We start from the raw sequence: 15,212 nt of genomic DNA on the forward strand, positions 1-15,212 counted from the left end.
ATCTGAGATAACACCAGCGCTTAACATCATGCTAACGAACGTTGTAATGCAAAGACTTAACTTACGAGGTGACTAATCATGGCTGATGAACCAATCGCAAAAATACCTTACAGTCTGAACAGCAAGGCAGTCGCAGATGCGACCAAAGTGTGGTTGAATAAGCGTGGAGTGAATCTGCAGGAAATCGCAGAGCTCGTTATGTTTCTGCAAAAAAAATATTATCCAAACTTAACAATGGAAGAGTGTGTCCATAACGTTGAGATGGTACTCAGCAAACGGGAAGTGCAAAATGCAGTACTTACGGGCATTCAATTGGACATGCTCGCGGAGGAGGGGAAGTTGTTTCCGCCGCTTCAGGATATGATCGAAAATGATGAGGGATTATACGGAGTGGATGAGATTCTGGCTTTCTCCATCGTAAATGTATACGGCAGCATTGGCTTCACCAACTATGGTTATGTGGACAAGCTTAAGCCAGGCGTTCTTGAACGGTTGAACGACAAAAACACCGGGCAGATCCACACCTTTCTCGACGATATCGTCGGAGCTGTAGCCGCTGCAGCTAGTAGCCGAATCGCACACCGTAAGCAAGCGGAGCGTGAGATAGACCTCGAACTTCCGCATTCACCTGAGGATCGCGAAGAAGCTGCGAGGAAACTTGCAGAACATGAAAAACAACCGGAGTAACCGGTGTTTTGGGTACACTCTGAGAATTAAAAAGCGATTGTTTCGTAGCCCTTGCGGGTTATGAGACAATCGCTTTTTTTGAGGTTGAGTTGGGTTGGGTTGGGTTGGGTTGGGTTGGGTTGGCTTGGGTTGGCTTGGGTTGGCTTGGGACCGTTTTAGGGAAAAACTCCCTAATAAATACCGAAAATCGTTCAAAACCTAAGGTATTAGGGAATTCTTCCCTAATAACTCTACGAAAACCTTAATTTATAGCTACATTCGTAGAATATTAGGGAGAAATTCCCTAATATCCACTCTACACCTCAACAATCCTCAAAAAACAGGGAGGAATTCCCCAATTAGTCAATACCAACACTTAGTTACTCGGCAAGATGTGTTTCTACCCACGAATAGCGGCATCTGAGTCCGAATGATCTGTGTGACGCATGAGTTAAGTAATCAAATGTTAGTTTGGTAATGCGTTCGGACTCAGGTGACACTATACTCACAATCCCCTTAGATTTGGACACTTTCGGACTCCAGAGTCGCTATTCACTCAAAAATGACCAATAACTACCCTCTGCACTAGCAATAACGCCTCTCCGGTCCGATACTAACCTCAAAAGTCCCAAAACCCACGAATAGCGGCATCTGAGTCCGAATGATCTGTGTGACGCATGAGTAAAGTAATCAAATGTTAGTCCGAATGTTCAGCCTGACGCATGAGTTAAGTAATCAAATGTTAGTTTGGTAATGCGTTCGGACTCAGGTGACACTATACTCACATATCCCCTTTGATTTGGACACTTTCGGACTCCAGAGTCGCTATTCACTCAAAAATGACCAATAACTACCCTCTGCACTAGCAATAACGCCTCTCCGGTCCGATACTAACCTCAAAAGCCCCAAAACCCACGAATAGCGGCATCTGAGTCCGAATGATCTGTGTGACGCATGAGTAAAGTAATCAAATGTTAGTTTGGTAATGCGTTCGGACTCAGGTGACACTATTTCCATAAAACACCCTTGATTTAGTCACTTTCGGACTCCAGAGTCGCTATTCACTCAAAAATGACCAATAACTCCCCTCTGCACTAGCAATAACGCCTCCCCGGTCCGATACTAACCTCAAAAGTCCCAAAATCCACGAATAGCTGCATCTATGTCCGAATGATCTGTGTGACGCATAAGTAAAGTAATCAAATGTTAGTCCGAATGTTCAGCCTGACGCATGAGTTAAGTAATCAAATGTTAGTTTGGTAATGCGATCGGACTCAGGTGACCCTATTTCCATAAAACACCCTTGATTTAGTCACTTTCGGACTCCAGAGTCGCTATTCACTCAAAAATGACCAATAACTACCCTCTGCACTAGCAATAACGCCTCTCCGGTCCGATACTAACCTCAAAAGCCCCAAAACTCACGAATAGCTGCATCTGAGTCCGAATGACCTGTGTAACGCGTAAGCAAAGTAATCAAATGTTAGTCCAAATGATCAGCCTAACGCATGAGTATGTAATCAAAGGTTAGTTTGGTATGCGATCGGACTGAGGAGCTCAATATTCATATAAATAGCACCGAATTATACTCTCTCCTTAGTCACTAAAACCAAAACCCAAAAAAAGAGCAGTCCCAATAACACAGGACTGCTCTGTACCTCTACTCGATCATTACCTTCACATCTCAATTCATTTCATCAATCATCATTCATCACTCATCACTCATCACTCTTCGAGCCCGCTAGAAACTCTAACTAACATGGTCTCCAGCACTTTGAGATGCTGCAAACAATATAGCACCGTCCGCCTCTATCATCACAGCCCGCTCCCGGCGCATCAGCTCCGCTAAATGCGCCAGTGTCTCACTCATCGCAAAGCGCATCTGGTGAACGGTGGTTACCCGGCTGCGAAACAGAATTTCGCAGACTGCGAAGCCGCTCAGCGGGCCGTTTGCGAGCAAGGCTGCCGTGGTATCCAGCCGCTCCTCATGATGAGCGAGCAGGCTGCTGACCCGGTGCGCAAAACCCGTGAACGGTTCCCGATGGCCCGGGAACGCCATGCTGACCGGATAGCTGCCCAGCTCCCGCAGCCCCTGAAGAAACGTCTGCAGCGGCTGTGGATCGCTGCCTGGAAGCAGGCTGACATTGGGCGAAATCTGCGGCAGCACAGCATCGCCGCAGATCATTTGCCCGCTGTCCGCATGATAAAAGCTCACATGTCCCGGTGCATGTCCGCCAGTTACAATCAATTGCCATTCACGGCCCCCCATCCCGAAAGGCTCTACCTCATTCAGATAAGTTACAACCGGCTGCGGCTCCACTTGAGCGTCAAAGCTCTCCAAATGCGTTTTTATTCCACTCGACCATTCTTCCGACATTCCGTGTCCGATGAAATATAACGGCAAAACTTCATTGATATCCGTGTCACTGCCCCACATCAACATCGCTTCGGCATGAGCACGTTCAGTCATCCATACCTTACATCCGGTCTGTAACTGCAACCATCCCGCCAATCCATAATGATCGGGATGATGATGTGTTACGACGATATCCCGCACGTCCTTCCACGACAATCCCAGCTCCTGCAGGATCGCCTGCCAGCATTTTTCTGTCTCCGGGCTACGCGGACCGGGATCAATAATAGTAATTCTGCCATCCTCATCGGGCAGAATATAGCTGTTCACTTGACGAAGCGGCGAGTCCATGGGCACCGAGACCTGAAGAATGTTCTCGTCCCATGAAGTGATATCCGCCTTAGACATGGTGCGATCACCGCCTTTGAATCTTTTTCCTGATACCATTACGATCGAATTCCACTAAAAATCATCCGCGTGGAGCTTTCTGCATTATAAACCTCATCTTCATAGCTGCCATGCACAGCTTCGAGCTGTAAACCCGCTTCCTCGATCATCCCGCTGAATTTCTCCAAGGAATACAGCTTCACACGTTCATGATATTGGCGAGGTGTAGAATCATTTTTAGAGGTTAAAATGATGTCCTTCTTCACGTACCCATCTTCGATCCGCCGCGACTCATCAATCAGATTTTTTCCATCCTCGCGGGTAGAATGCGGCACCAGATGACGAATCACATACGCAGGATTCAGATAATCAATAACAAACTTGCCACCCGGCTTCAACATCCGATAGATTTCACGCAAAACCTTTACCTGCTCCTCATCCTCTTCAAAATAACCAAAGGAAGTGAATAGATTAACCACAGCATCGAAACCTCCAGTTAACGGTAGGTCACGCATGTCAGAACGCAGCCAAGTTACCTGCTCCGCTCCTGTTTGAGATCTTGCCTCACGCAGCAATACCTCTGATAAGTCCACTCCAGTTACCTCGTACCCTGCTTCCGCAAGCGCCAGTGAATGACGTCCCATCCCACAACATAAATCCAGCACTTTGGAGCCTGGCGGTAGTCCCAGCCACGAGATCATTCGTTCAACTTCTTTACGAGCTCCACCAAAGTCTCGATGTTTGTATACGACCAGATAATCCTCTCCGAAGCTCTTTTCATACCATTCAGTCATGTTGTCTCTCCTCCCACAGGCGTCTTCCTGTAACTCCACTCTATGTATGTTAATGTATCGCCATTGTACAGTCTTTTACTCACAAACTCAAAGAAGAGTTGTCACAGTGAGCGTTCAGCCCCTTCATGACAACTCATTCCTACAGCTTCCTTTACACAAGCTGCTGCAAATATACTCGTGCTTCATAAGGTCGAAGTTTAAGCGGTTGGATCTGCTCATCTTTTTCCACGGAATAATTAGAAATTAACAGCTCTATATTTTCTGGTTGGAACTCTGCTGGCCATTCGAATACAGGCTCTCCATCATAAAAATTCAGAATAACCAGCAGCCGCTGATCTTCCAATGTCCGGGTATACGCATATATCTCTGTATGCTCTGCAAGCAACAGCTCGTAGGCTCCATAAACGATGACTTTATGTTTTTTTCTCAGGGCAATCAGCTGTTTATAGTAGTTGTAGATGGAATCGGGATCTTTAATCGCGTTGCCAGCGTTGATTTCCATATAGTTGGAATTCACTTCAATCCAAGGTGTCCCCGTCGTAAAACCACCTGCGTGACCATCGTCCCACTGCATCGGGGTGCGGGCATTATCCCGGCTTTTATGATGAATGGCAGACATAATCTGCTCTTCTGGAACGCCGTTTTTTCGCTTTTCTTCATAATAATTAAGCGTCTCTACATCCCGGTAATCATCAATGGATTCGAAACAGACATTCGTCATTCCAATTTCTTCGCCTTGATAAATATAAGGTGTGCCTTCCAGCATGTGAATGAAGGTCGCCAGCATTTTGGCCGAAGGAATCCGGTAAAAAAGGTCGTTTCCGAACCGGGAAACCGCACGCGGCTGGTCATGGTTGCAGAGATAATTCGCATTCCAGCCTTTGTCATGCAGAACCGTCTGCCAATTACTCATAATCTTTTTCAGCTCCAGTAGACTCCATGGGACGACATCCCATTTTCCACTACCTGCCGAAGCGGCATCCAGAAACATATGCTCAAACTGAAAAGTCATATTCAGCTCCCGGCGACCATCACCTACATAATCTAGCGCCTGCTCCGGTCCAAGTCCTGAGGTCTCTCCTACCGTCATAATATCGTAGAAATACAGCACTTTATCATATAAATTCTGTAGCAGGGTATGCACATCTGCCAGATTGGAGAACATTCCATAAGCCCGTACGGTAGGTGTTCCACCTGGATTATCCGCATCCGGGTAACCTTTCGTCTTCACGATATGTGCAATGGCATCAAAGCGAAATCCGTCCACACCCTTCTTCAGCCACCATTCCACCATCTCATGCAGCTTATCAATGACCACCGGATTCTCCCAGTTCAGATCAGGCTGATATTTGGAATAGAGGTGAAGGTAATATTCATCGGTCCGCGGATCAAGCTCCCACACCGAACCACTGAAATAAGACTCCCAGTTATTCGGGGGACCTCCATTTTTTCCTTTTCGCCAAATATAGTAGTCCCGTTTCGGATTATCCTTCGACGATCTGGATTCAACAAACCATGGGTGCTCATGTGACGTATGGTTCAGAACCAAATCCATCATCAGCTTCATCCCACGTGAGTGCATCTCCCTCAGCAAATGGTCAAAATCATCCATCGTGCCAAATTCCTTCATAATGTCACAGTAATCACTGATATCATAACCGTTATCATGGTTTGGCGATTTATAAATAGGGCAGACCCAAATCACGTCTACACCTAAATCCTGCAAATAATCCAGTCTGGATATGATTCCTTGCAAGTCTCCAATCCCATCTCCGTTACTATCCATGAAGCTAATCGGATAAATTTGGTACACGACACTTTCTTTCCACCATTTCGGGTTCATTTCTCGGTTACCTCCTATTTAGCTATATGTAGAGTTTAACCACACAAAGCCTAGTAGATAACAATTTGCTCCTACTTCCCTAGTCCCTTTTGATATTGTGAGGGCGTAAGTCCGGTCCATTTCTTAAAAGTAGCACTGAAGTGGCGTTCTTCCCCGTAGCCTACTAACTTTGCAACAGCGTACATTTTTAAGTTTTGGCGGAGCAGCTTTTTTGCCTCTTCTACCCGGTATTGATGCAAATAATCGAGAAAATTCACACCCAGCTCCTGGCGGAACAGTGAACTTAAATAAGTATTAGATACATAAGCTTCCTTCGCAACATATTCCAGAGACAGATTGGTATTATATTTGTTACGGATGATCTCGAGCGCTGTAACTACTGTTCGATGCAGAGGGCGATGTTTAGAAAAAGCCTCCACCACATTCTGCATGATCTTATTCAGGATCGTAGACAATTCTTCCAGCGTCTCGATCTGTGGTGCCTGCTCCATCCAATTGACCAAATGCTGCTTCCATTCGAATCCAGCTACTTGTTTTTCCTGCGCAAGCCTCTTAAGGCGAACGACAAAAGCTGTTGCCCGAATATTCACCTCCTGCTTGAGGCATCCGGGGTTTCCGCGAAAACGTTCCAGCCATTGCTCCAGCAGATCGAGGGCAAGCTCATTACTTCCTGCACCGACTGCCACAAGCATCTCATCCTCCAGCACATTTAATTCAGGATCATCTAAAATCCCGATCTCCTGTGCGCCACCCCCAATAACTCCCGAGCCTTCTGTATAAAAATAAACGCCGCCTTTCCCGTTCAGAAAGCGGGATTCCATGGCCTGAAGCGCTTCTTTATAAGACAGGTGAGCTTCCGAAATATCCGCACGACAGGAGCCTACAGCAATACTGATTGACAGCTTGAGGTATTTCTCCAGATTGCTTTGCAGCATCCCGATCTGCTCTTTTAAATAGATGGGGGTTCGGTAAGACTTGCGGGAATCCGTTCCAGCTAAACCACTGCCGATCCAGAGCAGGAGATTGCCATCATGAAAGGTCTCGATTTTTCCTTTATAGATAGGAGACAAGGTTTCACTAATAATATTTAGGGCCGCGTAACGCAAAAGTACAAAATCCTGCCCAGACCCACCAGCAGAGGGAGGATCAAAATCAAAGCTGACCAGCCCAATCTGCGGACCTTCGTGGCTAATAGCCATAGCTAACTCACCGATCAGCTCCTGCCGCCGCTCCAGCGGAACCGGAGGATGATGAATCCATTGGGACAGCACTTGGCTTTTGACAAGCGGTGCATTTTTATGCCAGGAACGATCTCTTTTTAGCTGCTCATTCTCCTGGCAACGCTGCCTTTCAATTAGCTCCTTAGCCTTGAGTACCGTCTTCAGAATTTCTTCCGGCCGGCACGGCTTCAGCACATAATCGACAACCCCCAGCGCAATCGCTTGTTTCGCATAAGAGAACTCATTGTATCCAGATAAAATAATCGAGCGAAAGTCGTAACCGCGACGCCGTCCAGCTTCGATTAGCTCCAGACCATTCATCTGCGGCATGCGGATATCCGTTAACAATAAATCCGGCTGTTCAGACTCCATCAGAGCCAGCGCTTCACTTCCGTTCCCCGCCTCGCCCATTACCTCAATCTGATGCGAATTCCAGTCAATCATATTGACGATACCCTCACGGATGGTGTCTTCGTCTTCAGCAATCAGCAGCTTCAGCTTCATCATTTAGGGACCCTCCACAGTGATATGAATGATAATACGTGTGCCTGCTCCTTCTACACTCTCTACTTGCAATGAGGCTCCGGCAAAAAACAAAGCTAAACGTTCCTGTACATTCGAGAGTGCAAACCCTGAACGTCCAGCATTCTCCTCTTCCTCCGAAATAGAGCTTCCTCTCGCTAAATGCTGATGTAGCTCCTGAAGTCTTTCCGGCGTGATTCCCACCCCGTTATCTTGAACTTCGAGTACAATAGTTCTATCTTTGCGGAAGGCGCGAATCGAGATTAGCCCACTTCCAGCCAGTGGCTCGATCCCATGAATCACTGCATTTTCCGCCAGTGGCTGGAGCAGCAGCTTCGGAACTGTGAAATCCTTGATACTCTCATCCAAGGCAATTTCGAACTCAAAACGTTCTCGAAACCGATTTTTTTGCAGGAACAAATAATTCGTCACAAGCTCTACTTCCTGTTCCAATGTAAACGTATCCCGCCCATCATTTAAGCTCAGCCGGAATACTTGAGAAAGCGAATAGACCATATCCGCTATTTCTTTGTCGCCCTTCTTCTCAGCTTCCCAACAAATCGTATTCAGCGTGTTATATAAAAAGTGCGGCCTGATCTGCGCCTGAAGCGTTTTCAATTCTGCTTCCTGCTGCTTCAGTTTGGAGGCATATACATCATTGATGAGCGATTTGATCCGCTGCACCATTAGATTATAACCATGGCCCAAGAGACCAATCTCATCATTTCCTTCAAAAAATACGCGCTGCGTGAAATCCCCTGTCTGGAATCTGCGCATGGAGCGGGAAAGCTTTTTCAGCGGTTTGGTTATTGAAGCGGCGGCGAGCCAGGTAACCATTAAGCTAACTGCTAAGCACAGAAAAGCGATCGTCACCGTGACCTGTGAAATCTGTCCCAGCTCTTTGACAAGCTGCCGTTTGGAATGCACCACCACTACATACCAACCCGTCGTTTCTGACTGCAGATGCGAGACAATCCACTGTTTGTGATCCGCTGTAGACTCCAGTCTCTCCTTTAGGCTCAACTTAGGATCGCTGTCCGCAAAATACGGAAGATCAAGATCTCTTTTGCCGATCCAGCTCCGGTTAGAAGCCGTAATGATGAGCCCGTCTCGATCTACCACAAACATATCTACATCATCTTCAGAGTTGTCTAGATATTGGCTTCCAATCTTACCAGCATCGACCCCGATCACCGCAAGCCCTGCCGGTTTTAAAGTATATACATTCTTGATAATTCTGGAAAGTACAATCTTATGATAATGATCACCAACAAATATGCCATCCGTGGGTCTGGACAATCCAAAGGTTGGACTACCTGCGGCTTCAACGGCTTCCTTGTAGTACGAGGTTTGGATAAAGTTAGAGAACTTCATGCCAGTTGTCAATCCGGCTTGGTTCGCAGCAAAAGGCTCCGCCCCGTTATTCTGGTCTTCCAAAGAGTATAGAATCAGTGATTGAATCGAGTTGCCAGCGACCATCAGGTTGGTGACCGTTTTAAATACGGAATTACGTTCTGTTTGTGCTTCTGACGACACTAAGAGCCGCTGCACACTTTCATCCAGAAAGAGTGTATTGGAAAAAGAAATCATTCCCCTCACCATCTCATCAATCTGCTCTGCTGTTTTTCGGGTCAGGTGATCCTGTGACTGTTTCATTTTCTCCACCACCTGCTGCGAAGAGATCTGATAGGAGTTCCACCCCATAGCGAATATAGTCACGAGAAGCAGCGGCACAAACCATAATAACAGCTTAAACTGGAGCGGAAGATGGCGATAACGGCTTAATAAGCGGATGTTTCGATTCATGAGAACCACCTTCATGTATAATCAATAAATGTGTAAACCAAGTATAACTGAAATCATTAAACCCTGAACCAGCTTTTTACAATCACTGAAAAATGCCTACATAGTTCTTAAATATGGACCATGTTTCTATCGGTCATAAACTCTTAAGATGGGGATGCAAGAAGAAACGACATCGTCATCCTCGTTTGATGACAGCCGTTCTCGTGGAAATATATCTCATAAAAAAGGTGGGTTTTTGATGAAAGGTAAAGGAATAAAGCTAGCACTTATGAGTCTAATGCTACCAGCTCTGCTGGCAGGCTGCGGTGGCGGGAATAACAATGCGAAAGCTACTAATGCACCTACAAATGACAAGGCCGAAGCTACTGCCGAAGCAACAGCTAGTGCAGGGGAAAACACACCCGCCGAAAAAATCACACTGAAGTTCTTCACCGCGCTCGCGGATCGGGCAAATGGTTCAGGTAAGGTAGAGCAAGACATTATCGATGCTTACATGAAAGAGAACCCTAACGTCAAGATTGAAGTGGAAGCGCTTCAAGATGAACCTTACAAATCAAAAATCAAAGTGTATGCCTCCAGCAATCAGCTGCCTGATATCATTCAAGCCTGGGGTCAGCCCTCCTTCCTGAGTCCCCTGCTGGATAACGATCTGCTGCTTGAACTGAACAGCGCTGACTTCGAAGGTAATCAGTTTGTGTCCGGATCCATGGACGGCTTCAGTAAAGATGGTAAACTTTACGGCTTGCCGCGTGGTGCCGACTACATGGTCATGTACTATAACAAAAAAATATTCGCTGACAACGGCATCGAGGTTCCAAAAACCACAGATGATTTGCTTGCCGCCGTCAAAACACTTCGTGCCAAGAAAATTAACCCGATCGCTATGAATGGTATGGACGCTTGGACACTGCCTATCTGGTATGAATTTGTAGCCCAACGTCAGACTGGCGATTTCAATACAATGGATGAAGCTGTTGCGCGTAAAATATCCTTTACAGATCCTAGTCTCGTTGCAGCCGCAACTGAAATGCAGCAATTTGCCGATGCTAAAGGTTTTGCCGATGGCTGGCTGACTGCCGATTACGGTGCTGCACGCAACTTGTTCGGACAAGGGCAAGCTGCCATGTTCTTTATGGGCGCTTGGGAGTCGGGTCTGGCAACAGACGAGAACTTCTCTGAAGAATTCCGCAATAACGTAGGTGCTTTCGCTTTCCCAGCTTCAGATAAAGGTAAAGCAACCGATGATGCCGCTTGGTATGGTGGCGGATATGCAGTCAGCAAAAATTCCAAACATGCTGAAGCCGCTGTTGATTTTTTGAAATATTTCTTCGCTCCAGAGCATTGGTCTAAAATGCTATGGCAAGCCGGCGCGGGTACACCTGCGCAGCAATTCGATCAATTCCTAACGGGTAACGAAACCCAGCTGCAAAAAGAATTGATTGAAGTATTCAGCTCCATGACCTCTTCCAGCGGTACTCCACTGCAGGATGTGGGTGACGATGAGTTCAAGCAAAAGGTAATGGAGGCGCATCAAAGCCTGCTTTCTGATGCAATTACCCCTGAGGAATTCGCCAAAGCACTGGATGCTGCATCCGATAAATTCGCTGGTAAATAAACCAGAGAACTACAAAAAACATGAACCTTAGCGCTCCTGAAGTAACCTAATAGATGGCAGTGCGCAAACCCCGGCTTCCCCCAGAGGCCGGGGTTTTGTTTTCGAAAAAATGTATACACCGATCTGAAATTTACGGCATGTTCCGGTGCCTGGCTTCCCGTTACGATGGTAATAGATAGATTACTCTTTAAAAGGACGGAGATTTCCATGCACAGAGTGTTAAGCGACAAAAAAGCGATATTCTTACTCATCGCACCTGGACTGTTCCTATTTGCTTTTATGATCTGCATCCCTATCTTCATGAGCGCTTATTACGGTTCTACGGATTGGGGCGGAATCGGCAAATACAATTTCATCGGCTTTGATAACTACCGTGAAATTCTATTTCATGACAAAGTGTTCTGGAGATCGCTAGTCAATGCCCTGCTCCTGACCGCCGCCACTGTATTTTTACAACATCCCTTTGCCATTCTCATGGGGATATTCCTAACCAATTCCGGCAAATACGAAAAAATATTCCGGACGATCTTTTTTATCCCCGCTGTAATTTCCGTCGTCGTTACAGCCAAGCTGTGGACCGGAATTTTCCATCCAAACTACGGACTGCTCAACAAGCTGCTAAGCGGAGTTGGATTGGATGCACTTACGCATGATTGGCTCGGTGATCCAAAGACGGCCATCTGGTGCATCATCATTGTTGTTATGTGGCAAGGCTTTGGGTATGCACTGCTGCTGTATTATTCAGGTCTGCAAGGCATTCCGGAAGATTTAAGCGAAGCCGCAAGAATCGACGGCGCCAACAACTTCACCCTCTACACGCGTATCATCATTCCGCTGCTTTCGCCGATGATGCGGGTTGCCATCATCATTGCCGTCACCACCTGCCTTAAGCAAATGGAAACCGTATTCTTAATGACCAACGGTGGCCCTGCAAATAGCACACAGTTCCTAGGGAACTATCTGTACAAAACTGCCTTCTCATCATCGCTATACGGTTATGGTAATGCCATTTCGATTCTGTTTATTGTGTTCTGCCTGATCCTAACCGTTATCCTCAACAAGATTTTAAAGAAAGATATCGGAGAATTTTAAAGAAACCCTGTAACCGGAGGAAATCCTATGAATAATTCCTTATCGCCTGCCGCTTCACCCCCTAAGCTAAACCTTCACAAACAAGAACGCAGAAAGCCTACAACGGGCAAAATCCTAATGATGGTGTTCCTGTGTATCATGGCGTTGATTCAGTTATTTCCGCTTATTTGGTTGATCGATTATTCCCTGCTCAAGAGCGGTGAGTTCTTTGGAAGCTCATTTCTGAAATGGCCCTCTCCACCCCAGTGGGAGAACTATCGAAACGCTTTTACCTACGGGCGTGTGCCACGTTATTTTGCCAACAGTCTTATCATTACAGTGATTACTGTTATGCTCTCTGCGCTGGTGTCCCTGATGATGGGATATGCGTTTACCCGGATGAAATGGAAGCTAAGTGGCATCGTCCTCTCTCTAATCATGTTAGGCATGATCATTCCCATTCACGCCACATTGCTGCCAAACTTCATTCTGTTTAACAAGCTTGGGATGCTGAACAATATGTACACATTGATTTTGCCTTACTCAGCCATTGTCATCCCCATGAGTGTGCTGATTATGACCGGGTTCCTGGAGACCATCCCACGGGCTATTGAAGAGTCCGCCGTTATTGATGGCAGTGGCATTTACGGGTTAATCTTCCGTATCATCCTGCCCATCACCAAACCGGCGCTGGCAACCATCTGTGTGCTCAACTTCATCAGCACGTGGAATGAATTCATTATGGCGAACACCTTCCTCACCTCGGAAGATCTTAAGACGATTCCCTTCTCCATTATGAAATTCACTGGTGAGTATTCATCCAACTATGGTGCACAGTTCGCGGTTATGACGATCATCGCTATCCCAACCATCCTGATCTACCTGCTCTTTACAGAACAGATGACCAAGGGAATTACCGCTGGAGCGGTTAAGGGGTAACACAATAAACTTAATCATAACAACATAAAAAAGCTGACAAGACAGGTTTCGTACCCGTCTTGTCAGCCTTTATTCATTCTTATTATATCCCTTACGGTCGTTGCCAATCCTCCCTCAGCCATTCAACCAAGAGGAGCTCTGGCACATTCACTTTATTAACTTCGGCATAGTCTCTCACCCGTTCAAGCAAACGTCCCGCGGTTCCCGCACTAACCTCTAAACCATGTGCGTTCAGAACATGCATGATTCCACCACTTCCGGAATGTTTACCTAACACAAAATGATGTGCTCTCCCCACCTCAGTGGGATCAAAGGTCTGGTAGGTGGCTGTTTCTTTCAACAAACCGTCAACATGTATCCCAGATTCATGTGTGAAGGCGAGTGATCCGACGATTGGTTTGGCATCGCCGACACTTCGGCCCGAGGCTGCGATCACCCTATCCGCCACCCCCTTCAGACACTCTGGACGCACGCTGCTCTCCCCGCCATAAAGATAACGCCAAGCCATCACTACTTCTTCCAATGCTGCATTCCCGGTGCGTTCACCAATCCCTGCCACCGTAGTGCTTGCCCAGACCGCACCCGCGGCAATACCGCTAAGTGTGTTTGCAGCCGCAAGACCAAAATCATTGTGGCAGTGTACCTCAAGCTCTACATCTGCAGGAACAGCACTAAGTAATGTGCTTACCCGCTCTGCCATTTGACCCGGATGATGAGCAGATACCGTATCTGCATAACGGAACCAACGAATGCCTTCTTTATATAATGTATTTACCAGTTCAACCAAGTACTCCATACTCGCCCTTGAAGAGTCCTCCATCCCCACCGACACAGTCATTCCTAGCCGTTGACCATATTCCGTCGCATGCAGTAATCTTGTCAGACCTTTGGCAGGTGTTAAACCTAGCTTACCTTGTAATTGAATTTCCGAGACAGGGATCGATACATGACTCCAGTTCACACCCGTCGCCCATGCTTTGTCGATATCACTTTCCAAGGCCCGATTCCAGGTCATCATCTTCATAGGAAGACCTAAATCAGCGATAGCCGCAATATCTTCTTGCTCTTGCTTGCCCATGGCAGGAATTCCTACCTCTGCTTGCTCCACTCCGCATTCCGACAGCAACCTTGCGATTTCCAGCTTTTCTTCCCTCGTGAATGAAACTCCAGCCGCCTGTTCACCATCCCTAAGTGTCGTGTCACATAGCCTGAGACTTTTCACGGTTTACCTTCCTCTCCGCAGCAAGTGCAATTCGGATTACGGGTAATATGGACGCTGTAACAGGCGAAGTCGAGTGAATTGAAGCGATGCATTACGCCCGCATAAGTCGTCCCTACCCTTGTAACCCATTTTACGGCTTCCAACGCAGCCAGACAACCCGCAATTCCGGAGGTTGCTCCCAATACTGGAAAGCCAAACGGTTCCCATTCTGGATTAACATCCGGATAAAGACACTCTAAGCAAGGGGTTTCACCAGGTATAACCGTTGTTAGTGAAATCTCAAATCCATACATCGCCGCCTCTATCATTGGCGTGCCGGTTTCTACACATAGGCGGTTCAACGTATATCTTTCCGGAAAATCATACCGTGCATCAATCACTATATTAGCTTGCTCTACCCAAGGTTTTGCCATATTGTATTCAATCTTCGAATTATATCCTTCAATTTCAACATTTGGATTCAGACGTTTTAGCTGCTGAATTGCTGTGCTCATCCTTTCCATACCCAAATGATCACTGTCCATCAAAATCTGTCGATTTAAATCTGGAGGCACAATGTTTCCTTCATGCGCCAAGATCAGCTTGCCGATTCCGGCAGCAGCTAAATAAAGTGCGGCAGTGCCTCCAAGCCCACCAATTCCAGCAATCATCACTGTAGCTTCTTTTAGCGCTTTCTGCCCGCCTTCTCCAAGCAGCTTCAATTGGCGTGCGTATCGTTCCAGTTCGGTGCCGCCTACAAGCTGCTCCATTTTGCTCCCTCCCTGTGGCTGAGCT

General features: G+C 46.8%; 11 protein-coding genes. 4 read left to right on the forward strand and 7 right to left on the reverse strand.

Going from position 1 to position 15,212, the window contains the following annotated elements:
• Positions 1–78 precede the first annotated feature (78 nt).
• Positions 79–687, forward strand: a complete 609-nt coding sequence (locus tag MKX34_RS26100) for a phosphatidylglycerophosphatase A (protein ID WP_036686950.1) — start codon at positions 79–81, stop codon at positions 685–687.
• Between the two features lie 1,729 nt (positions 688–2,416).
• On the opposite strand, the gene MKX34_RS26105 is transcribed toward MKX34_RS26100, so the two are convergent.
• From MKX34_RS26105 to MKX34_RS26125, 5 genes are all read right to left on the reverse strand, one after another.
• Positions 2,417–3,466, reverse strand: coding sequence for an MBL fold metallo-hydrolase (locus MKX34_RS26105; protein WP_339203759.1), 1,050 nt, complete (start codon positions 3,464–3,466; stop codon positions 2,417–2,419).
• Complete coding sequence (locus MKX34_RS26110; RefSeq protein ID WP_076099469.1) at positions 3,466–4,200, reverse strand: class I SAM-dependent methyltransferase; 735 nt, start codon at positions 4,198–4,200, stop codon at positions 3,466–3,468. The genes MKX34_RS26105 and MKX34_RS26110 overlap by 1 nt, the downstream gene beginning before the upstream one ends.
• A gap of 151 nt (positions 4,201–4,351) precedes the next feature.
• Positions 4,352–6,043, reverse strand: a complete 1,692-nt coding sequence (locus MKX34_RS26115; protein ID WP_076272773.1) for an alpha-glucosidase — start codon at positions 6,041–6,043, stop codon at positions 4,352–4,354.
• A 71-nt stretch (positions 6,044–6,114) separates the two neighbouring features.
• Positions 6,115–7,770, reverse strand: a complete 1,656-nt coding sequence (locus MKX34_RS26120; protein WP_038573084.1) for a response regulator — start codon at positions 7,768–7,770, stop codon at positions 6,115–6,117.
• Positions 7,771–9,591, reverse strand: coding sequence for a sensor histidine kinase (locus MKX34_RS26125; RefSeq protein WP_076296889.1), 1,821 nt, complete (start codon positions 9,589–9,591; stop codon positions 7,771–7,773).
• A 238-nt stretch (positions 9,592–9,829) separates the two neighbouring features.
• Between MKX34_RS26125 and MKX34_RS26130 the strand changes: the two genes are divergently transcribed.
• The 3 genes from MKX34_RS26130 to MKX34_RS26140 all read left to right on the forward strand — a co-directional run bounded on the left by MKX34_RS26130 (position 9,830) and on the right by MKX34_RS26140 (position 13,216).
• The gene (locus tag MKX34_RS26130; RefSeq protein WP_036679562.1) at positions 9,830–11,206 is read left to right on the forward strand and encodes an extracellular solute-binding protein; all 1,377 of its coding nucleotides are present in this window, start codon (positions 9,830–9,832) and stop codon (positions 11,204–11,206) included.
• A 207-nt stretch (positions 11,207–11,413) separates the two neighbouring features.
• The gene (locus MKX34_RS26135; protein WP_036679565.1) at positions 11,414–12,298 is read left to right on the forward strand and encodes a sugar ABC transporter permease; all 885 of its coding nucleotides are present in this window, start codon (positions 11,414–11,416) and stop codon (positions 12,296–12,298) included.
• A gap of 27 nt (positions 12,299–12,325) precedes the next feature.
• A complete protein-coding gene (locus MKX34_RS26140) occupies positions 12,326–13,216 on the forward strand; it encodes a carbohydrate ABC transporter permease (protein WP_038573086.1) in 891 nt (296 codons plus the stop codon).
• A 91-nt stretch (positions 13,217–13,307) separates the two neighbouring features.
• Here MKX34_RS26140 and MKX34_RS26145 read toward each other — a convergent pair whose 3' ends face one another.
• A complete protein-coding gene (locus MKX34_RS26145; protein WP_038573087.1) occupies positions 13,308–14,438 on the reverse strand; it encodes a homocysteine methyltransferase in 1,131 nt (376 codons plus the stop codon).
• Entirely contained in the window at positions 14,435–15,187 is a 753-nt protein-coding gene (locus tag MKX34_RS26150; protein WP_076223453.1) for a HesA/MoeB/ThiF family protein, read from the reverse strand. Before MKX34_RS26150 ends, MKX34_RS26145 begins: the two co-directional genes overlap by 4 nt.
• Positions 15,188–15,212: the final 25 nt, after the last annotated feature.

This window comes from Paenibacillus sp. FSL R5-0636, from assembly GCF_037974255.1.
GTDB lineage: Bacteria > Bacillota > Bacilli > Paenibacillales > Paenibacillaceae > Paenibacillus_AQ > Paenibacillus_AQ odorifer.